We start from the raw sequence: 18,330 nt of genomic DNA on the forward strand, positions 1-18,330 counted from the left end.
CGAATTCGGTGCTTTTGCGTCTGCTCGGCACCTAATCAGGGCAGCACCAGCTGCAGCCGCTCCCACCCGCGGACGGTGGACGTCGGCGCCAATTGCGCCGACTCGTAATCGATGTCCCACTCCGGCCAGCGGTTGAGGATCTCGTCGAGTGCCACGCGGCCCTCCAGCCGCGCCAGGTTGGCGCCGAGGCAGTAGTGCACGCCCTTGCCAAAGGTGATGTGCGAGATGTTGTCACGGTGGATGTCGAACGTGTCCGGATCGGTGTAGCGGCGGGGGTCGCGATTGGCGGCGCCGAAGAGCAGCAGCATCGCGCTGCCGGCCGGAACCGTCCTGCCGTACAGCTCGAAATCCTTTGCCATCCAACGGGCGACGTGGGGGCCGGTGGGCTCGAACCGCAGCGTCTCGTCGACGGTGCGGTTCAGCAGCGACCGGTCCTCGTAGATCTCGCGGCGCTGGTCCGGGTGCTCGGCAAGCACCTTGGCCAGCCAGCCGATCAGCCGGCCCGTGGTCTCGTTGCCCGCACCGGCCACCACCTGCGTGTAATGCAGCACCTCCTTGCGGGTCAGCTTCCGGTGCACGCCCTCCTCGTCGTCGAACTCGACGTTGAGCAACTGCGTCATCAGGTCGTCGGACGGGTTCTTGGATCGCCATTCGACGTAGTCGGCATAGATCCGCCCGTCGGCAATGGCGGCCGCGTCAGCCACCTTCATCGGCGCGCCGGGCTTGGTGCGCAGGTTGGCGTCGTTGGCATCGCGCACCGAGATCTGTTCGGACTCAGGGATTCCCAACAGCATGCCGATCACCCGCATCGGCATCATCGAAGCGAGCTCGGCGATGATGTCGAATCCCGAGGATCCGACGAGCGGGTCCAGGCACCGCACGCAGTACGCGCGGATCTGGTCCTCGATTTCCGCCATCCGGCGCGGGGTGAAGACACGCGACATCAGGCCGCGCAGCCTCGTGTGTTCGGGCGGGTCCTGGAACATCATGACCCCGCCGGGCATGTCGAACTTCGACTGGATCAACTCGAGGATGTCGCTGCGCCGGTTGGAGAAGACCTCCCAATTCGCCAGCGCCCGTTCCACATCGGAATGCCTTGATATCGCCCAGAAGTCGTATCGCTCGTTGTAGTAGAGCGGCGCCTCCTCGCGCAGCAGGGCGTAGGTCGGGTACGGGTCGGCGATGATCCCGACGTCGTAGGGGTCGTAGTAGACGTCGGTGTCGTTGGCGACGGTCATCGATGCGTCCTTACTTCAGGCAGCTGCCGGCGTCCACCGTCAGCGCTACTCCGGTGATGTAGCGGGCCTCGTGGGAGGCCAGGAACAGCACGGCGTTGGTGATGTCCTCGGGGGTCACCCAGGGGATGGGCAGGTAGTGGAAGCTCTGGCACACCGGCGCGAGGTCGTCGGGGCCCGGGTTCTCCAGTTCGGGCCGAAACGCCCGGTAGGTGGCCTCGTTCATCAGCAGCGGCGAGTTCGTGTGCGTCGGGAGAACGGCGTTGACCCGGATCATGTGCTGGCCCAATTCGACGGCGAACGAACGCATCAGGCCGATCACGCCGTGCTTGGCCGCCACGTAGTGACCCATGTGCGGGTAGGCCTTGAGTCCGGCCACCGAGGACGTCAGCACGATGGAGCCGCCGCGCTCGCCCGCCAGGATGTGCGGCACTCCGGCCTTGACCGTCTTCCACACGCCGCTGAGGTTGACGTCGATCATCTCCTGCCACAGTGCCTCGTCGGTCTTGTGCAGCTTTCCCGCCGTCGTGCCGATGCCGGCGTTCGCCACGATGACGTCCAGGCGCCCAAGCTGTTCGACACCGCCGTCGACGGCGGCGCGCAGCGCGTCGAAATCGCGAACGTCGACCTCGGCCGTGACGACGCGGCCCCCGGCGTCCTTGACCATCCCGGCGGTCATGTCCAGGTCGTCGCGCGTCGCGCCGGGTGCCGGCGATGCCTCGAACCCCCGGCAGATGTCGACGGCGATGATGTCGGCGCCCTCCTGGGCCAGCCGCACCGCGTGGCTTCTGCCCTGCCCGCGGGCCGCGCCCGTCACGAATGCGACCTTGCCGTCCATGCGGCCCATGGCAACCTCCAGCCCGCCGTTTTTGGGCGATCGCCCAAATTTGTGCGCAGGCCATGTTTAGCAGCATCACGACAAGGTCGTCAAGATTGTTGGCGCGAGCAGACGCAAAAGCACCCATTTTCTAGCCCGAAATGGGTGCTTTTGCGTCTGCTCGTCAGCCGTGGCGCGCCGCCTCCTGCGCCAGCTGCACGCGGGAGTTCAGGCCGAGCTTCGTGTAGACGTGGGTGAGGTGCGATTGCACCGTGCGCGGCGACACGAAGAGCCGGGTGGCGATGTCGCTGTTGCCGAGCCCTTCGCTGACCAGTCGCACGACGTCGCGCTCGGTGGGGGTCAGCGAGGCCCAGCCCGTGGCCGGCCGCTTGCGTTCGCCGCGGCCGCGCTTTGCGTAGGCGACGGCCTCCTCGGTGGACAGCGCGGCGCCCTCGGCCCATGCCGACTCGAAGTCGGCCTGGCCCATAGCATTTCGCAGCTCACCCACCGAGGCTTCGTAGCCGGCGACCCAGAGCTTGAACCGAACCACACCGGTGCGCTCGCGGATGGCCGCCGCCGCTCCGAAGAGGCGGGCGGCCTCGCGGTGCCGGCCCGCCTCGCCTGCCAGCGTCGCCAGGCACTCGAGAATGTCGGAAATACCCACGTAGCCAAGGCTTTCGGGGAGGCCGGCCAGCGCGTCGAACGCATCGCGCTCGGCCTGCTCCGGCTCACCCTGTGCTCTCGCCACACCGGCCCGCACGGTCAGCGCCATCGTCAGCAGGGCCCAGCCCTTCGCCGTGGCGACCGCGTCCTCGGCCCAGCGCCGGGCCGCGACCAGATCCCGGCCCGCCAGCGCGGCCGTCGCAATGACGGGGCGCAGGTCCGCCGCGAAGCCCGGTGCGGAACTTCCGTGCTCCCAGGCCGTCGCGGTCGCGTCCAGGGCCGCCTCGACGTCACCGGCGGTCAGGGCCGCCTGTCCCAATGCCAAATGCGCAATACCCGCGACGACGCCGCCGAATTCGGCCGCGAGCTCGAGGCTCGCCTCGGCCGCCGCCCCGGCCGCGGCCGCTTCACCCCGCCACGCCAGCGCGGTGCTCTGGTGCGCGAGGCTGGACGCGACCGAGAGCGCATCGTGAGTGGCCTCGGCCTCGGCGGCCACCGCGCGGAATTGTGCGAGGGCTTCGGTCAGTTCGCCCTGCCACATCTGCGCCAAACCCAGGCATATGCGGCAGTGGCGCGAGTTGAACCGGTCGCCGAGGGCGTCGGCGAGGTCGCGGCCTTCCTCGGCAGCGACGCGCGCCGCAATTGGGTCACCGGCGACGATCGCGGCGTGCGCCTGCCAGCCCAGGATCTGGCTGAACCGCCACTTGTCGTCGGACTCGCGGGCGAGTCCGATCGCCTCGGCGAAGTACGGCCCGGCCAGCTCGGCGTTGTAGGCGGCGGTGAAGCCGCACGCGGTCAGCGCCCTGGCCAGCACGGCCGGGTCGTCGAGGTCGCGCGCCAGCGCCAGGGCGTGCTGCGCGCCGTCCACGCTGTGGGCGGCGCCGAACATCGAATCGAGCACCGCCTGGTCGGCCAGCGCCCGGGCGCGCACCGCGGCCGGCACCCGGTCGTCCCGAGCGACCTTGTCGGCGAGGACGGTGTCAAACCACCTCAGGCCTTCGCGGGCGCGGCCCCGGGCGAGCCACAGCGGCTGCAGCGACGATGCCAGCGACAGCGCCGACTCGATGTCGGGGTTTTCGCAGCTCCACCCGAACGCGGCCCGCAGGTTGTCGATTTCCGTTTCGGCCTGGTCGAGCCGCTGCTCATAACCGCTGCCGGCCGGTGCGTCGACCGCGGCCGCCAGCGACGTGTAGTGGTCGCGGTGCCGGGACCGCACGGCGTCGGCCTCACCGGACTCACCGAGCTTTTCCAGCGCGTACTGGCGCACCGTCTCCAGCAGCAGATACCGGGTCCGGGCGGGGCTGTCGTCGGCCACCACCAGCGACTTGTCCACCAGCAGCGTGAGCTGATCCAGCACCTGGTAGCGCTCCACGTCACCGCCCCCGGCAACCGCCTGGGCGGCGTCGAGGTCGAAACCGCCCAGGAAGACCGCCAACCGACGGAACAGCACCCGTTCCGGCTCGGTCAACAGCGCGTGCGACCAGTCGACCGAGGCGCGCAGCGTCTGCTGGCGGCGGACCGCGGTGCGCGAACCCCCGGTCAGCAGCCGGAACCGGTCGTGCAGGCTGTCGACGATCTCGGTCAGCGACAACGCACGCACCCGCGCCGCGGCGAGCTCGATTGCCAGCGGCAGGCCATCCAGGCGCGTGCAGATCTCCGCCACGGCCGCGGCATTGTCGTCGGTGACGACGAAATCCGGCCGGGCGTGTCGGGCCCGGTCGGCAAACAACTCGACGGCCTCCTCCGCCAGCGACAGCGACGGCATCCGCCAGCCCACCTCACCGGCCACCCCGATCGCCTCGCGGCTGGTCGCCAGGAACGTCACCTTCTCGGCGGCGCCGAGGAGGGCGACGACCAGCGATGCGCTCGCGTCAAGCAGGTGCTCGCAGTTGTCCAACACCACCAGCATCTGACGGTCGGCGACGAAACGGCTCAGCGTGTCCAGCGTGGAACGGCCCGGTTGGTCGGGCAGCCCGAGCGAGCGGGCCACCGCGATCGGCACGACGTCGGGATCGGTGATCGGCGCCAGGTCCACGTACCAGACCCCGTCGGTGAATTCGCCGGCCAACCGCGACGCGATCTCGACCGCCAGCCGGGTCTTGCCCACCCCGCCGGCTCCCGTCAGGGTCACCAACCGGTTGCCGGCCAGCAGCTCCCGCACCTGGGCCAGCTCGGCGTCGCGGCCGACGAAGCTGGTCAATCGCACCGGAAGGCGTTGGGAAACAGCGGCTTTGGGCACGCGAAGCGGCGGGAACTCGTTGACCAGGTCGGGATGGCACAACTGCACCACCCGCTCGGGCCGAGGCAGATCACGCAGCTGGTGTGTTCCAAGATCCGTTACCCATGCCCCGGCCGGCAGCCGATCGACCACCATTTGTTCGGCCGCGCCGGACAGCAGCGTCTGGCCCCCGTGCCCCAGATCGCGCAGCCGCGCCGTCCGGTTGATCGTCGGGCCGGCGTAGTTGCCCTCGTCGCGCAGCTGGATTTCGCCGGTGTGCACGCCGATCCGCAACCTTATCGGCGCCAGCGGCGCGCGCTGCAACTCCAGGGCGGCGGCCACGGCGTCCGACGCCCGGGCGAATGCGGCCACAAAGCTGTCGCCCTCGCCCTGTTCGACCGGGCGCACACCACCATGCGCCGCGATGACGTCGGACACGACGTTGTTGAAGCGGGCGAGCGCCTCGGCCATCTCGTCCGGCTGGGTCTCCCACAGCCGCGTCGAGCCCTCGACATCGGCCAACAGCAACGTCACCGTGCCCGTCGGCAAAAGCCCGCTCACGTCAAGTTCGCTCCACTCCACCAGCGGCGCGTCCGCACGTGGATCAATCTCGCTCATGCTAGCCAGCATGCGATGGCGGCGTGCAGCAAAACATCGGCGAAAACGCGCAGATTTGCGCCCGAGCCGTCGGAAACCGTGAAGATTAATCACACGCGTGTGAAAGCTTCGTTAAGAACGCGGCCGATCCGGCGGCGCACCCGCATCGTTGTTCTATGACGCTCCTCGAACTGCGTCCGACGCGGTGGTCCCTCGCGCGCACGGCCGCCGGCGCGGCGCGATTGCGTGTCACGGTGGCGTACGCGGCGTTGCTGATCGGGGTCTCGCTGACGCTGACGATGCTGGGTCCGCACGCGCGCGCTGCCGCGGTGAGCCGGATGAGCACCAACTTGCACAACCTGCGGCACGGCCACATGGGCACCCTGGTCGGCAGCGCGTTCGTCGACGACAGCGGCGCCGTCTATGCCTGGCTGCCGGGCCTGGTGTGCCTGCTTGCGCTGGGCGAATTGTTATGGTGCAGCAGGGGTTTGGTCGTTGCATTCGCCGTCGGTCACATCGGTGCGACGCTGCTGGTCGCGGCGGGGCTGGCAGCCGCGCTGAAGGCGGGATGGCTGCCGACGTCGGTTGCGCGAGCCAGCGACGTGGGCGTCAGTTACGGCGCGGTGTGCGTGCTGGGCGCGCTGACGGCATCGATACCGTCGCGCTGGCGGGCGGTCTGGATCGGTTGGTGGCTGGGCGTGGCGGTGATCGCGGCCCTGGGAGCCGACTTCACCGCGTTCGGTCACATCCTGGCGTTGCTGCTGGGCATCCGGCTGTCGTTTCAGCTGCCGTCAACGGCGCACTGGACGCCCCTGCGAGTGGCTTTACTCTCGGTCAGCGTGGCGTTCGGCTATTTCGTGCTGTCGGGGTCGTTGCCGGCCGCACCCGTCGCGGGCCTGGCGGGTGCGCTCGTGGGACTCCTCGCGACGCCGGTAGTGAAGGTGCGTCAAGCCGCACGTCGGCGAACCCAGGTTCATAGCGGGTATCGGTAGCAGGATCAAGGTTGAGCCGAAGACGAGGCATTACTGCGGCAGCGGCAAGGTGAGCCGGAAGCGCGCTCCCGGATCGTTGGGCAGACAGGCGAGCTCTCCGTGGTGAGCACGGGCCAGCGCCCGGGCGATTGGCAGGCCGAGCCCGGCGCCACCGTGGTCGCGGTCGCGCGCGGCATCGAGACGGACAAGTCGGTCAAAGATTCGCTCACGATCGGAGTCTGGGATCCCGGGGCCCGAGTCGGTGACGGTTAATTCGGCAAGATGATTGGCGTGGCGCACGTCGATCACGATCTGCCCGCCGGGTGGGGTGTGGCGGCGGGCATTGTCAACGAGATTCGACAGGATCTGGGCAACCCTGGTGCGGTCGGCGCGGGCGGGCAGGGTCGGCTCACCGGTGCGGGTGATGGTGATGTCCGGAGAGAGCATGGCCGCTCGCTCGCATTCGGCTTCGGTGATCTCGACGAGGTCGATATCGGAGAGGTTCAATGTGACGCCGGCATCGATGCGGCTCAGGTCGAGCATGTCGGAGACCAATCGACCGGCGCGGCGGGACTCGGCCAAAAGCAATGCCGCGCGGCGGTATTGGCTTTTCGTGCGCGCATCTTCACCATCCTGGGCGGCGGCCCCCAGCAGTTGTTCGGCGGCGGCGCCGATACCGGCGATGGGGGTACGCAGTTCGTGGGCGGCGTCGGCGAGGAATTGACGAGCACGTTGTTCGGAGGCCTCCAACGCGTCGAGCATTCCGTCGAAAGCCGCTGCCGCGCGGCCTAATTCGGTGTCACCACGGTCGGGCCGTAGTCGCTGGCCACGGTCGCCGGTGGTGATCGATCGCGCGAGGGAGGTGAGCCGATCAAGAGGCCGCAGAGCGGTGCGGGTAACGGCGGTGACCAGCAGACCGGCGACCAACAGTGTGATGAGGCCCCCGGCCACCAAGACCTCGCGGAGCCGCCGGATCAACGCGGTGGTTTGGGTGGTGTCGGCGACCAGGATCACCCGCCCTCCGGACTTCAGCGGGTGCACCACAACGGTGGCGGTGGCGTCTGGTCGCTCGCCCGGCGGTGGTGGGGGTGGCGGCCAACCCGGCGGTGGCGCCGGCCAGCCCGGCGGTGGTGCCGGCCAGCCCGGTGGTGGTCCCGGCGGCGGCGGCACCGTGGGCCCGCTGATCGTGTCGGGCCGGATCGCGGGGTCGCCGTGAGTGGTTCCGTCCGCGGCGACGAGCAGTGCGCGGATCCCACCTCCCTCGAGCTGCGCCACCAGCCGATCGGGCGGGACGTTGGCAGCGGCAAGCGCGTCGGCGCGGGTCGCGGTGGCCATCAGTCGATCGTGCAGATCGCGGCGGGTCTGCACGCCCAGCAGAACATCGATGGTGATGCCCAGCACCACCAAAAGGACGCTGAGCACACCGAGGACCATCAGCGCCACGCGCCTGCGCAGCGAGGGTGTTCTGGTATGCGGCAATGCCGGAGCGGGTTGGTCGTTCACTGCCGGATCGGTTGCAGTCGGTAGCCGATGCCGCGCACGGTCTGCAGGATGCGGGGCCCGTGGGCCTCTAGTTTGCGGCGCAACCCGCTGATGTGGACATGCACCAGGTTGGCGTCGTAGGCGTCATAGCCCCAGATGGCGTTCAGGATCTGCCCGGTACTCACGATGCGGCCGCGCTGCTCGACCAGGAAACCGAGCAGCCGCAGTTCGGTGGCGGTCAGATCCAGCGGTGATCCCGCGCGCGCGGCGACCGAGGCGTCGAGGTCCAACGTCAGGTCGCCGCATTGAACAACCGCGGGTAACCGGCCGCGGCGCCGCAGCACCGCGCCGACCCGCGAGATCAGCTCGGCCAATTCGAAGGGTTTGACCACGTAATCGTCGGCGCCGCCGTCGAGCCCACGCAGCCGGTCGGGCAGCCCGTCGCGGGCGGTGAGTAACACGATTCCGGTCTGGCCCCAGTCGCGGATGACATCGATCAGCTCGAACCCGTCGCGCCCGGGCATCATCACATCCAGCACCACCAAGTCGGGGCGAAACCCCTCCAAAACGTCTTCCAGCCCGGCGCCGTCCGGCCGGGCCGCGGTGAGGTACCCGGCGTCCGTCAACGCCTCGCCGACCATTTCGCGGATCGTCTCGGAGTCCTCGACGACCAGGACCCGCGCCGCAGCGCCCGTGCGGGCCACGTGTTTCCCCGCGCGCCGCGGCGGTCGGTGGGATTCGTAACGGTCGCTCATTCCTTCATTCTCGGCCGCTTCCTGAAACCAACCTGAAGAAACCAGGCCACGACGCGATGTCTTCAGGTTGGTTTCAGATTCGCTTCCTAGCTTCGCCGGCATCGCAACGTTTCACACAACTTGGAGGGGCCATGGCCGACGACCAACCATTACACAGCACACCCGAGAAGCCGACGGGCTCGACACCATCCGTCGTGCGACGGCATCCCGTCGGCGTCGCGGTCGGCGCCGGCGTGGCGGGCCTGGCCGTGGGCGCGATCGTGACCGCGCTGTTGCTTCCCATGCCCTGGGGACCCCCGCCCGGTCCCTTCGGCATGCCGCCACCGCCGCCACCACCGGGATGGGCGGTTCCACCGGGCTGGGGCCCGCCGCCGCCCGGGCCGGCCTTCGCTCCGCCCCTGCCAGCGGGCCGCCCGCAACTCCCGGAACCCGGCGGGTCCCAGCCTCCGCCACCACCGCCGAGCGCGTCCCAGACTCCAGCCGGACCGACTAGATAGGAGAAAGAACTATGAAGATCAAACAGGTAATCGCCGGTTCCTTGCTCGCGGGCGTCCTCGGCGTCGCCGCGGCGGGCTTCGGTATCGGGGTCGCAAGTGCCGATCCCCCGCCGCCCCCGCCGCCACCCGGACAGCCCGGACCGCCACCGCCGCTCGGGCCGGGTGGTCCCGGTGGACCGTTTGCGCCACCGCCGCATGGTCCGGTGGGACCGCCGCCGCCTGGAGCGCCGCATCCGCCGGGCTTCTGAGTTCGGCGTGCGGTAGACGGGATGGCCGCCTCAATCGCAACGATTGGGGCGGCCATCCGATCAGCGACCGCGGCGGGCGGCGTCCTCCAGGAGATCGGCGGCGGCAGCAGCGCTTTCGGCGGGTGCCGTCATCTGGGCGGCGACCTCACGGGTTCGAGCGGCGCAGTGCGGAGTGAGGATGGACCGCAGATCCGCAACCAACGCCTTCTGGGTGGTTTGGAAGAATGGCCGCCCCGCACCGATTTCCAGTTGGGCGACCGCGGCCGCCCACATCGGCTGATCGACCGAGACCCAGAGGATCAGCGTAGGTTTACCCGCCCGGATGCCGGCGAACGTGGTGCCGGGGCCACCGTGGTGGACGACCGCGCGGCAAGCGGGAAAGATGGCCGAGTGATTCACCGAGCCCACAATCTTCACGTGGTCGGAAGTTGGAATGCCAGTGAAATCGCTTGCGCCACTGCAGATCAGCGCCCGCTCGCCTAACTGCGCGCACGCCGCGGCGATGATCGCGATAACTTCAGCGGGAGATGAGACTCGCACGCTGCCGAAGCCGAAGTAGATCGGCGGCGTTCCCGCGGCAATCCACGACGCAACCTCGTCGTCGGCCTCCACCGGCAATTGCAGTGTCAGCCCGCCGACGAAGGGCCGTCGGAGGCCGTGTTTCGACCATTCGGCTGCCAACCCGGGAAAGAACAGCTCGTCGTAGGCCTGGATCTCCAGCCATTGTGGCGTCGAGGGGCCAGTTTTCTCTGGCAGGCCCAGTGCCCGGCGGTGGGCGTCTTCGGCCTCTTTGGTGATGTCCCAATCCGCAACGCCGGGCTCTATCGGGTAGAAGTGCAGCGTGGCGAGCGGAATGTCGTAGTACTCCCCAACATTGGCGGCCAGGCCTTGTTGGCTTGGGTCCACCAACAGCAGATCGGCGCCGTCCGCCAACGACGTCAGCGCCGTGGCCACCTCCGGCCAGAACTGGGTGACATCCCGCACGATTTCCCACATCACGCTGATGGGGTTCGGCATCATCCCGAATTTGCGGACCAAATTCTCACCGTGGGGAACCGCAGCAAGCCCCACCGACTCGACAAAGCCAAGGTAGCTGGGCGGGACCCCCAGGCACACTCCATGACCTCGGCGCTGCAACTCTCGACCGACGGCTGCGTACGGCTCGACATCACCTCGGCTTCCCAAGGTTGCCAGCACAAATTTCATCGCGGCAAATGTAGCGCAATATCGCTCCGCCGGTAGGCGTTAACTTCCAGCTACCAATCCTTCACTCGCGAAGCCGGTTTGAGGTAGCGGGCGTTGGCGCGGGCTGTACCCTTCCAGCATGCTCGCGGGGCCAAACGGTTTGCCGACGCTTGAGACTGCCGCGCAATACGCGCGCGGGTGCGCCGAAATCCCCGGCTTCTTTTACCTGGCGGACTTCATGCTGTTCGATTTCATCCTGGCCCACCAGCTCGACAGCGGCGTCGGCGGGGAAATGCTGGAGATCGGGGTCTTCCGGGGTAAATCAGCGATATTGATGGGCTGCGGCCTGCGCCCCGACGAGCGTCTCATCGCGTGCGATCTGTTCGACAGGGTGATGGCGCACGAAGACATCACCGCCGAGCACCGGGAAACCTATGCCGGTCTGGATGTTGAGGGGTTCTACCGGTATTGGGATCGTTATCACAGCCGCCAACAACTCGACGTCAGGATCTGTGACTCGGCGCAGTTGACAGAGCTACCAGCCTTGCGCTTCACCCACATCGACGGCTGCCACAACTATCAGTGCGTCAGGGGCGATATCGCGCTGGCGGTCGAGCACACCGGCCCGCGGGGCGTGATCAGCCTGGACGATTACCGGATGACGGAAACACCCGGCGTCGCGGCGGCGATCTCCGAAGCGGTCGCCGGCGGCGAGCTGTTCCCGTTCTGCGCGTCGGACATGAAGCTGTATGCCGCCACGAACAGCGACGATCAAGCGCATTGGGTCGGCGTTTTGAAAGCGATCCCTGGGATAGGTGTGCACCAGTTGCCGGACTACGAGGTGGTGACGGTGGCCGTACAGGTGAGCCAGCCCATCGTGTTCGCGAATCTGCTGTTTTGCATGCGCCGCACGGAATTTCCCTGACGCGGCAGCTCTAGTTCGTTTCAGCCGCGGGCGCTTTGTGTCCTCCGGCGCGTGTCGGGGCAGTCCGTGCGCGGACAGGCGGGGTCGCGCCCGCTTTCCTCGTTCCGGGTTTCCTCGTGGTGGACCGCCGCCACCAGAGCCGCGCAGGCGAGAAGCACCAGTGGCACGAACACGAGTGGATACGTGGCCACCGCGGCGAAGACGATGAGCGTGCCCGGCACCACCAACGCCAAAGCGGCCGTCGGATGCCGCTCGCTTAGGCCGGCGATCCTCGCCATCGTCGCGACCGCCGCCGCGGCCCACCGTCGTCGATCAGGCCAACCACCGTATGACCAGCGGGCTTTGACGCCGCAACCCGCGCAGGTGTACCCGATCATCAATTGTTCCTCTTCAAGTCCGTATCCCGGCTCGGCTGAACGCGTTTGGGCTCGCCCGGCATCTTGGGGTAGTTCGGCGGGTAGGGCATGTCGCCGAGCCCGCGCCGCTCGTCGGCCGCGGCCATCTCCAGCAGCGGCGCGATGGACTGGGCAACCGAATCCAATGCAGCCCAAGGGTCTTCGCGGCACTTCATTAGATCGGGCACAGTCGCCATGGTGTAGTCGTCGGGCTCGGCACCGGCCAGCTCGTCCCACGTCAACGGCATCGACACGGTCGCGATGGGGGTGGGCCGCACCGAATACGCCGACGCCATGGTGCGGTCGCGGGCGTTCTGGTTGAAGTCGATGAAGATGCGCTTGCCACGCTCCTCCTTCCACCACGAGGTGGTGACCGCGTCCGGCGCGCGGCGCTCGACCTCGCGGGCCAGCGCGATGCCCGCCCGTCGCACTTGGACGAAGTCCCAATCGGTGGCGATCCGCAGGAACACGTGCACCCCGCGGCCCCCGGACGTCTTGGGATATCCGACCAGACCGAGTTCGTCGAGCAGCGGACGCAACACCTCGACCGCCACCGTGCGCGCCTGTTCGAACGCGACGCCGGGCTGCGGGTCCAGGTCGACGCGCAACTCGTCGGGGTGCTCGGTGTCGGGGCAGCGCACCTGCCACGGGTGCAGCGTGATCGTGCCCATCTGCGCGGCCCACACGATCGCCGCGGGGTGTGTCACCTTCAGCGCGTCGGCGGTTCGTCCCGACGGGAATGTCACCCGGCAGGTCTCCAGGTAGTCCGGATGATGCTGCGGCACCCGCTTCTGATAGATCTCCTCGCCGTCGATGCCCTGCGGGAAGCGCTGCAGGTGGGTGGGCCGGTCGCGCAGCGCGTCCAGCATCGGCCCGCCCGCGACGGCCAGGTAGTACTCGACGAGCCGCCGCTTGGTGCCGTTCGACCCGAGCCTGGGGAAGTAGATCCTGTCCGGATTGGTCAGCCGAACCGCGATGCCGTCGACGTCGAGCTCTTCTGCTGGGGCGGCCACACCAAGATTCCAGCACGCCGCGGGCCACAATGTCCTAATGGACTTGCCCGTGATGCCGCCGGTCTCGCCGATGCTGGCCAAGTCGGTTCGGTCGATCCCGCCGGACGCATCGTACGAGCCGAAGTGGGATGGGTTCAGGTCCATCTGCTTCCGCGACCACGACGAGGTCGAGCTGGGCAGCCGAAACGAGCGGCCGATGACCCGCTATTTCCCCGAGCTGGTCGCGGCGGTACGGGCCGAGCTGCCGGGGCGCTGCGTGATCGACGGCGAGATCGTCATCGCCACCGATCACGGCCTGGACTTCGAGGCGCTGCAGCAGCGGATCCACCCGGCCGATTCGCGGGTGCGGATGCTCGCCGAGAAGACGCCGGCGTCCTTCATCGCGTTCGACCTGCTCGCCCTGGGCGACGACGACTACACGCGGCGGCCGTTCAGCGAGCGGCGTGCCGCCCTCGTCGACGCCCTGGGCGATGCCGGGCCCTCGTTTCACGTCACGCCGGCCACCACGGATCTGCGCACCGCGCAGCAATGGTTCGAGGAGTTCGAGGGGGCCGGCCTCGACGGCGTCGTCGCCAAGCCGCTGACCATCACCTACCAGCCGGACAAGCGCGTCATGTTCAAGGTCAAGCACGAGCGGACGGCCGACTGCGTGGTCGCCGGGTATCGGGTCCACAAGTCCGGCGGCGACGCCGTCGGGTCGCTGCTGCTCGGGCTCTACCAGGACGACGGCCAGCTGGCGTCGGTCGGGGTGATCGGCGCCTTCCCGATGGCCGAGCGACGGCGGCTGTTCTCCGAGCTGCAGCCGCTGGTCACCAGCTTCGACGACCACCCGTGGAACTGGGCGGCCCACGAAGCGGGCGAGCGCACCCCGCGCAAGAACGAGTTCTCCCGCTGGAACGCCGGCAAGGATCTGTCGTTCGTCCCGCTGCGGCCCGAGCGGGTCGTCGAGGTGCGCTACGACCACATGGAGGGGCGGCGGTTCCGCCACACCGCGCAGTTCAACCGGTGGCGCCCCGACCGTGATCCGCGCTCGTGCACCTACGAACAGCTCGAGCAGCCCGTCACGTTCAGCCTGGGCGACATCCTGCCGGGCCTGGGCTGAATCAGACCGCCACGGTTAGGCTCGACAACCCGCGCAGCGTGATGTTCGTCTTGTACTGCGGCTCGCTGTCCAGCCGCGCGTTCGGGAACCGCGCCGTCACCGCCGATAGCGCCACGCCGGCCTCCAGCCGCGCCAGCGGCGCGCCCAGACAATAGTGCGCCCCGCGGCCAAATCCCAAATGCCGCAACGTCGTCCGATCCGGGTCGAAAGCATCCGGTCGGTCGTACTCGGCGGGATCACGGTGGGCCGCCGCCAGCAGCAGCATAATCACGTCGCGGGCCGGCACGTCGAGTCCCCCAATTATCATGTCCTCGGCGGCAATCCGGGCGACCATCTGCACCGGCGGGTCGAAGCGCAGGGTCTCCTCGATCACCGCGGGGGCACGAGCGGCGTCGGCGCCCAGCGCCGCCCACTGCGACGGCTGGCGCAGCATCGCCAGGATGGCGTTGCCGATCAGGTTCACCGTGGTCTCGTGACCGGCCACCAGCAACAGCACGCAGGTCGAGATGATCTCGTCCTCGGTCAGCTGATCGCCGGACTCCTCGACCGCGACCAGGCCCGACATCAGGTCGTCGCCGGGCCGCGATCGGCGCCGCTCGACCAGCCCGCGCAGGTATTCGCGCAGCCACATTCCCGCCTGCAACCGCTCCTGCAGACCGTCCGCCGGCGCGCCGGTCACTGTGACGAACGGGTCCAACGCCTGCGCCAGCAGCGCCGACGCCCGGCTGAACTTCGGCTCGTCATCCAGCGGGACGCCGAGCAGCCGGCAGATGACCGCCACCGGCAGCGGGTAGGCGAAGTCCTCGACGACGTCGAACCGGCCCCGCTCGGCGATCCGGTCGAGCAATCCGTCCACCAGCGCGCGGATGTCGGGCGCCAGCGCGTTGACCACCTTCGGCGCGAACGCCTTGCTGACCAGTTTGCGCAGCCGGGTGTGATCGGGCGGGTCGAGGAACAGGAATCCCGGCGGAATCGACTGGGGCGGCTCGACGCCGGCCTCGATCAGCGCCTGGCTCTGCGCTTCGATCCGCTGCTCCCCGATCACCGACTTCGCGCGGTCACTGCTCGACGACGGGTGCCGCAGCACCTCGTCGCAATCGCGGTACGTCGCGAAGACGACCATGTTGGCGTTGGGCACCACCACCGGTCCGTGGTCCCGAATCCGGGCGCATAGCCCGTACGGGTCAGCGCGATTGGCCGGGTCCAGCAGTTGCACCAGCAACTTCTGCGGGTCGGCTTTCACGGCGGGCTCGGCGGGCTGCGGGGGCGCGGTGGTCATCCCTACATTCTGCCCGCTGCCACAGAAAGCCCTAGCGGCGCAGGAATTCGACGATGTGATTGGCCAGCTCTTCGCCGGCGTCCTCCTGCAGGAAGTGTCCGGCGTCGCGAATAACCGGATGGTCGATGCCCTGCGCGCCGCGCATCGCGTGCCGGAAGATCTCGCCCATCGGCCCGGTGATCGGATCGCTGTCGCTGAAGGCGACCAGCATCGGGGTCGGGCTCACCGACAGCTTCGCCCACGCCGCCTTGTTGGCCGCCGATGCGGGATCGTCCGGTGACGTCGGCACCAGGCCGGGCATGGCGCGCGGTCCCGCGCAGTATTCGTCGTCGGGGAACGGCGCGTCGTAGGCCGCGCGCACGTCGTCGCTCATCGGCCGGCGACAACCGCCCTGGACGAACGCGCCGATGTCCAGTTTCGGGGCCGTCGTGATGGCCTCCCGGAAGCGCCACCAGACCTCGGCCATCGGCTGCTCGCCGTTGGGCAGTCCGGTGTTGGCGACGACCAGGCGCGCGAATCGTTCGGGATGCTCTGCGGCCAGCCGCAACCCGATCAGGCCGCCCCAATCCTGGCCGACCAGGGTCACGTTGTGCAGGTCGAGCACATCGAAGGCCAGCGCGCGCATCCACTCGACGTGGCGGGCGTAGCTGTGGTCTGCGCGGCGGGTCGGCTTGTCCGAACGGCCGAACCCCACCAGGTCGGGGCAGACCACGCGATGCCCGGCGCCGGCGAGGATCGGAATCATCTTGCGGTACAGGTATGACCACGAGGGTTCCCCGTGCAACATGAGGACGGGGTCGGCGCTGTCCGGGCCGTCTTCCACCCAGGCGACCCGGAGCGCACCGCCGTCGTCGTCCGGTATGTCGCAATACCTTGGGGCATAGGGGAATCCGGGCAGATTGTCGAACCGTTCGCCGGGGGTGCGCAGTGTCTGCATTTCAATTCCCTTCGGGTAGGTCGGCCAACGCCGGCTGGGCCATCAACCGATCGAGAAACTCCCGCTGCCCCTTGAGCAGCTTGGTGCGCGCCCGCGCCACCGGGAACCAGCCGACCCGGTCGATCTCGGGAAACTCCCGCAACCTGCCCGAGCCCTTCGGCCACTCGAGTTCGAAGGTGTTGCTGCGCGTGCCGGTGACATCGAGATCGCCCTGCACGCCGAAAACCGTAACCACCTTGCCGCCGGGCTGTTTCAACTGGCCGAGGTCGATGCGCGCCCCGGGCGGCGCCGCCAGCCCGAGCTCTTCGGAGAACTCCCGCAACGCGGCCGCCCAGGGGTCTTCGCCCTCGGTGTACTCGCCCTTCGGAATCGACCAGGCCCCGTCGTCCTTGCGGGCCCAAAACGGGCCACCCGGATGCACGATGAGTACTTCGACGGCGCCCTCGCGAACCCGGTACAACAGCACACCGGCGCTGAGTCTGGGCATCCGACTACTCAGACCCCGACGGCGCGTTCCAGGTCTTTGAGCGACGACTCCAGGTGGGCGAGCAGCCGCTGCAGGTGCGGCACGCTGCGCCGGCATCCGACCAAGCCGAAGTCGAGATTGCCGGCGTTGCTGACCAGGGTGATGTTCAGCGCCTGGCCGTCCAGAATCGCGGACAGCGGGTAGCTGCCGTCGAGGCGGGCTCCGCCGTAGTACATCTGCTCACGGGGGCCCGGCACGTTCGAAATGACCAGGTTGAACGGCGGCGACGTCGACGACACCCAACCCGGAACCGCCGCCAGCGCCAGCGAACCCATGTTCATCGCGGACAGCGCCAGCGCCTGCATCCGCGGCAGTTGGGAGAACACCTTCTTGTTGTTGCGCATCGACTCGCTGACGATCTCCAGCCGTTTGGCGGGATCCTCGGTGTCGGTGGCGAGGTTGCACAGGATGGCCCCCACGAGGTTGCCGCCGGCGTCGGCCTCGTCGGGCTTGCGCAGGCTCACCGGGACCATCGCGAGCAGCGGCGTGTCCGGCAGCCCGTTCTGCTCCAGCAGGTAGTAGCGCAGCGCCCCCGAGCACATCGTCAGGACGACGTCGTTGAGTGTCGCGCCCGCGGCATTCTTGACGTTCCTGACGCGCTCCACCGGCCACGTCTGCGCCGCGCACCGCCGGGCCCCGCCGATCTTGACGTTCAGCATGGTGCGCGGGGCGCCGAAGGGCAGCGTCAGCTGCTGCTCGAACAGCGCGGCGCGCGCCAGCGACACCGTCGAAGGAGCCAGTGCGGCAACCGATCCCGCCGTCTTCAGCAGCGAACCGACGCGGGAGGTGGGGCTGGACTTGCGTTGAGGTTTGGCCAGGCTCCACATCGCCCGGATCTCGTCGTCGTCGGGATCGTTCGACAACGCGCGCTGCATCAGCTTCATCGCCGAAACGCCGTCGATCAGCGCGTGATGCATCTTGCTGTACATGGCGAACCGGCCGTCGGTCAGTCCCTCCACCACATATAGCTCCCACAGCGGGCGGTGCCGATCGAGGAGGCCGGTATGCAGCCGCGAGGTCAGCTCCAGCAGTTCCCGGACCCGGCCCGGCGACGCGAGCGCCGAGCGCCGAACGTGGTAGTCGACGTCGACCTCGTCGTCATAGGCCCACGCCATGGGCGCTATCCCACCCATGATCGTGGCGGGGTGCTTCCGGAATGTGGGCTGGAATTCGTCGTTGGCAATCAGGGCGTCGGTGAACTCCCGGACGAACTCCGGGCCGGCGCCCTCCGGCGGCTCGAACAACGACAAGCCACCGACGTGCATGGGGTGCTCACGGGATTCGCCCAGCAGAAACACCGAGTCGGTGGGCATCATCAGTTCCATCCACCAATTAGACCCCGAACCGGGTGTGAAGCAAGGGCTGTAGGAAATTGGCTCCCGGCCTTCGCGGCGACTGCGCGTCGCCCGAGGCCTTTAGTCCCCGCACCCGGGGGATTGCGGCCCTGCCGAGACGCCCGTCGCCGCGGGAGCATGACAGCACGCG

General features: G+C 68.5%; 16 protein-coding genes. 4 read left to right on the forward strand and 12 right to left on the reverse strand.

From position 1 onward, the window contains the following. Positions 1–35 precede the first annotated feature (35 nt). The 3 genes from OQ968_RS16330 to OQ968_RS16340 all read right to left on the reverse strand — a co-directional run bounded on the left by OQ968_RS16330 (position 36) and on the right by OQ968_RS16340 (position 5,494). Complete coding sequence (locus OQ968_RS16330; protein ID WP_324679628.1) at positions 36–1,238, reverse strand: cytochrome P450; 1,203 nt, start codon at positions 1,236–1,238, stop codon at positions 36–38. A 10-nt stretch (positions 1,239–1,248) separates the two neighbouring features. Beyond that, a complete protein-coding gene (locus OQ968_RS16335) occupies positions 1,249–2,082 on the reverse strand; it encodes a mycofactocin-coupled SDR family oxidoreductase (RefSeq protein ID WP_324679629.1) in 834 nt (277 codons plus the stop codon). A gap of 154 nt (positions 2,083–2,236) precedes the next feature. After that, entirely contained in the window at positions 2,237–5,494 is a 3,258-nt protein-coding gene (locus tag OQ968_RS16340; protein WP_324679789.1) for a helix-turn-helix transcriptional regulator, read from the reverse strand. 212 nt (positions 5,495–5,706) lie between these two features. On the opposite strand from OQ968_RS16340, the gene OQ968_RS16345 reads away from it, so the two are divergent. Further along, positions 5,707–6,522, forward strand: a complete 816-nt coding sequence (locus OQ968_RS16345) for a rhomboid-like protein (protein ID WP_324679630.1) — start codon at positions 5,707–5,709, stop codon at positions 6,520–6,522. Between the two features lie 30 nt (positions 6,523–6,552). Here OQ968_RS16345 and OQ968_RS16350 read toward each other — a convergent pair whose 3' ends face one another. Next, positions 6,553–7,935 carry a sensor histidine kinase gene (locus OQ968_RS16350; protein ID WP_324679791.1) on the reverse strand — a complete coding sequence of 461 codons (1,383 nt, stop codon included), beginning with the start codon at positions 7,933–7,935 and terminating at the stop codon, positions 6,553–6,555. Positions 7,936–8,000: 65 nt separating this feature from the next. Next, on the reverse strand, positions 8,001–8,738 hold the full coding sequence (locus OQ968_RS16355) for a response regulator transcription factor (RefSeq protein ID WP_324679631.1): 738 nt from the start codon (positions 8,736–8,738) through the stop codon (positions 8,001–8,003). A gap of 131 nt (positions 8,739–8,869) precedes the next feature. Between OQ968_RS16355 and OQ968_RS16360 the strand changes: the two genes are divergently transcribed. Beyond that, positions 8,870–9,235 (forward strand): hypothetical protein, encoded by a 366-nt coding sequence (locus OQ968_RS16360; protein ID WP_324679633.1) that lies wholly within the window; start codon positions 8,870–8,872, stop codon positions 9,233–9,235. A 308-nt stretch (positions 9,236–9,543) separates the two neighbouring features. Here OQ968_RS16360 and OQ968_RS16365 read toward each other — a convergent pair whose 3' ends face one another. Next, a complete protein-coding gene (locus OQ968_RS16365; protein WP_324679634.1) occupies positions 9,544–10,689 on the reverse strand; it encodes a glycosyltransferase in 1,146 nt (381 codons plus the stop codon). 118 nt (positions 10,690–10,807) lie between these two features. On the opposite strand from OQ968_RS16365, the gene OQ968_RS16370 reads away from it, so the two are divergent. Beyond that, positions 10,808–11,593 (forward strand): class I SAM-dependent methyltransferase, encoded by a 786-nt coding sequence (locus OQ968_RS16370; RefSeq protein WP_324679635.1) that lies wholly within the window; start codon positions 10,808–10,810, stop codon positions 11,591–11,593. A 20-nt stretch (positions 11,594–11,613) separates the two neighbouring features. On the opposite strand, the gene OQ968_RS16375 is transcribed toward OQ968_RS16370, so the two are convergent. Together OQ968_RS16375 and ligD are read right to left on the reverse strand one after the other, a co-directional pair. Further along, the gene (locus OQ968_RS16375) at positions 11,614–11,970 is read right to left on the reverse strand and encodes a hypothetical protein (RefSeq protein WP_324679636.1); all 357 of its coding nucleotides are present in this window, start codon (positions 11,968–11,970) and stop codon (positions 11,614–11,616) included. Further along, positions 11,970–13,001, reverse strand: a complete 1,032-nt coding sequence (gene ligD, locus OQ968_RS16380) for a non-homologous end-joining DNA ligase (protein ID WP_324679637.1) — start codon at positions 12,999–13,001, stop codon at positions 11,970–11,972. Before ligD ends, OQ968_RS16375 begins: the two co-directional genes overlap by 1 nt. Positions 13,002–13,038: 37 nt before the next feature. On the opposite strand from ligD, the gene OQ968_RS16385 reads away from it, so the two are divergent. Continuing rightward, a complete protein-coding gene (locus OQ968_RS16385; protein ID WP_324679638.1) occupies positions 13,039–14,103 on the forward strand; it encodes an ATP-dependent DNA ligase in 1,065 nt (354 codons plus the stop codon). A 1-nt stretch (position 14,104) separates the two neighbouring features. On the opposite strand, the gene OQ968_RS16390 is transcribed toward OQ968_RS16385, so the two are convergent. From OQ968_RS16390 to OQ968_RS16405, 4 genes are read right to left on the reverse strand one after another with little or no spacing between them, the layout of a single operon-like run. Further along, positions 14,105–15,382 (reverse strand): cytochrome P450, encoded by a 1,278-nt coding sequence (locus OQ968_RS16390; RefSeq protein WP_324679639.1) that lies wholly within the window; start codon positions 15,380–15,382, stop codon positions 14,105–14,107. A 31-nt stretch (positions 15,383–15,413) separates the two neighbouring features. Beyond that, entirely contained in the window at positions 15,414–16,319 is a 906-nt protein-coding gene (locus OQ968_RS16395) for a haloalkane dehalogenase (protein ID WP_324679640.1), read from the reverse strand. 1 nt (position 16,320) lies between these two features. Next, entirely contained in the window at positions 16,321–16,806 is a 486-nt protein-coding gene (locus tag OQ968_RS16400) for an NUDIX domain-containing protein (RefSeq protein WP_324679642.1), read from the reverse strand. Between the two features lie 8 nt (positions 16,807–16,814). Next, positions 16,815–18,170 (reverse strand): wax ester/triacylglycerol synthase family O-acyltransferase, encoded by a 1,356-nt coding sequence (locus tag OQ968_RS16405; RefSeq protein ID WP_324679644.1) that lies wholly within the window; start codon positions 18,168–18,170, stop codon positions 16,815–16,817. Positions 18,171–18,330 lie beyond the last annotated feature (160 nt).

The organism is Mycobacterium sp. 663a-19, from assembly GCF_035616495.1.
GTDB lineage: Bacteria > Actinomycetota > Actinomycetes > Mycobacteriales > Mycobacteriaceae > Mycobacterium.

Bases quoted from the DNA above. Each gene is read 5' to 3' on its own strand.
- OQ968_RS16395 (WP_324679640.1), bottom strand. From the start codon at position 16,319: ATGCAGACACTGCGCACCCCCGGCGAACGGTTCGACAATCTGCCCGGA.
- OQ968_RS16365 (WP_324679634.1), bottom strand. From the start codon at position 10,689: ATGAAATTTGTGCTGGCAACCTTGGGAAGCCGAGGTGATGTCGAGCCG.
- OQ968_RS16350 (WP_324679791.1), bottom strand. From the start codon at position 7,935: ATGGTCCTCGGTGTGCTCAGCGTCCTTTTGGTGGTGCTGGGCATCACC.
- OQ968_RS16390 (WP_324679639.1), bottom strand. From the start codon at position 15,382: ATGACCACCGCGCCCCCGCAGCCCGCCGAGCCCGCCGTGAAAGCCGAC.
- OQ968_RS16355 (WP_324679631.1), bottom strand. From the start codon at position 8,738: ATGAGCGACCGTTACGAATCCCACCGACCGCCGCGGCGCGCGGGGAAA.
- OQ968_RS16345 (WP_324679630.1), top strand. From the start codon at position 5,707: ATGACGCTCCTCGAACTGCGTCCGACGCGGTGGTCCCTCGCGCGCACG.
- OQ968_RS16335 (WP_324679629.1), bottom strand. From the start codon at position 2,082: ATGGGCCGCATGGACGGCAAGGTCGCATTCGTGACGGGCGCGGCCCGC.
- OQ968_RS16375 (WP_324679636.1), bottom strand. From the start codon at position 11,970: ATGATCGGGTACACCTGCGCGGGTTGCGGCGTCAAAGCCCGCTGGTCA.
- OQ968_RS16405 (WP_324679644.1), bottom strand. From the start codon at position 18,170: ATGGAACTGATGATGCCCACCGACTCGGTGTTTCTGCTGGGCGAATCC.
- OQ968_RS16370 (WP_324679635.1), top strand. From the start codon at position 10,808: ATGCTCGCGGGGCCAAACGGTTTGCCGACGCTTGAGACTGCCGCGCAA.
- OQ968_RS16385 (WP_324679638.1), top strand. From the start codon at position 13,039: ATGGACTTGCCCGTGATGCCGCCGGTCTCGCCGATGCTGGCCAAGTCG.
- OQ968_RS16330 (WP_324679628.1), bottom strand. From the start codon at position 1,238: ATGACCGTCGCCAACGACACCGACGTCTACTACGACCCCTACGACGTC.
- OQ968_RS16400 (WP_324679642.1), bottom strand. From the start codon at position 16,806: ATGCCCAGACTCAGCGCCGGTGTGCTGTTGTACCGGGTTCGCGAGGGC.
- OQ968_RS16360 (WP_324679633.1), top strand. From the start codon at position 8,870: ATGGCCGACGACCAACCATTACACAGCACACCCGAGAAGCCGACGGGC.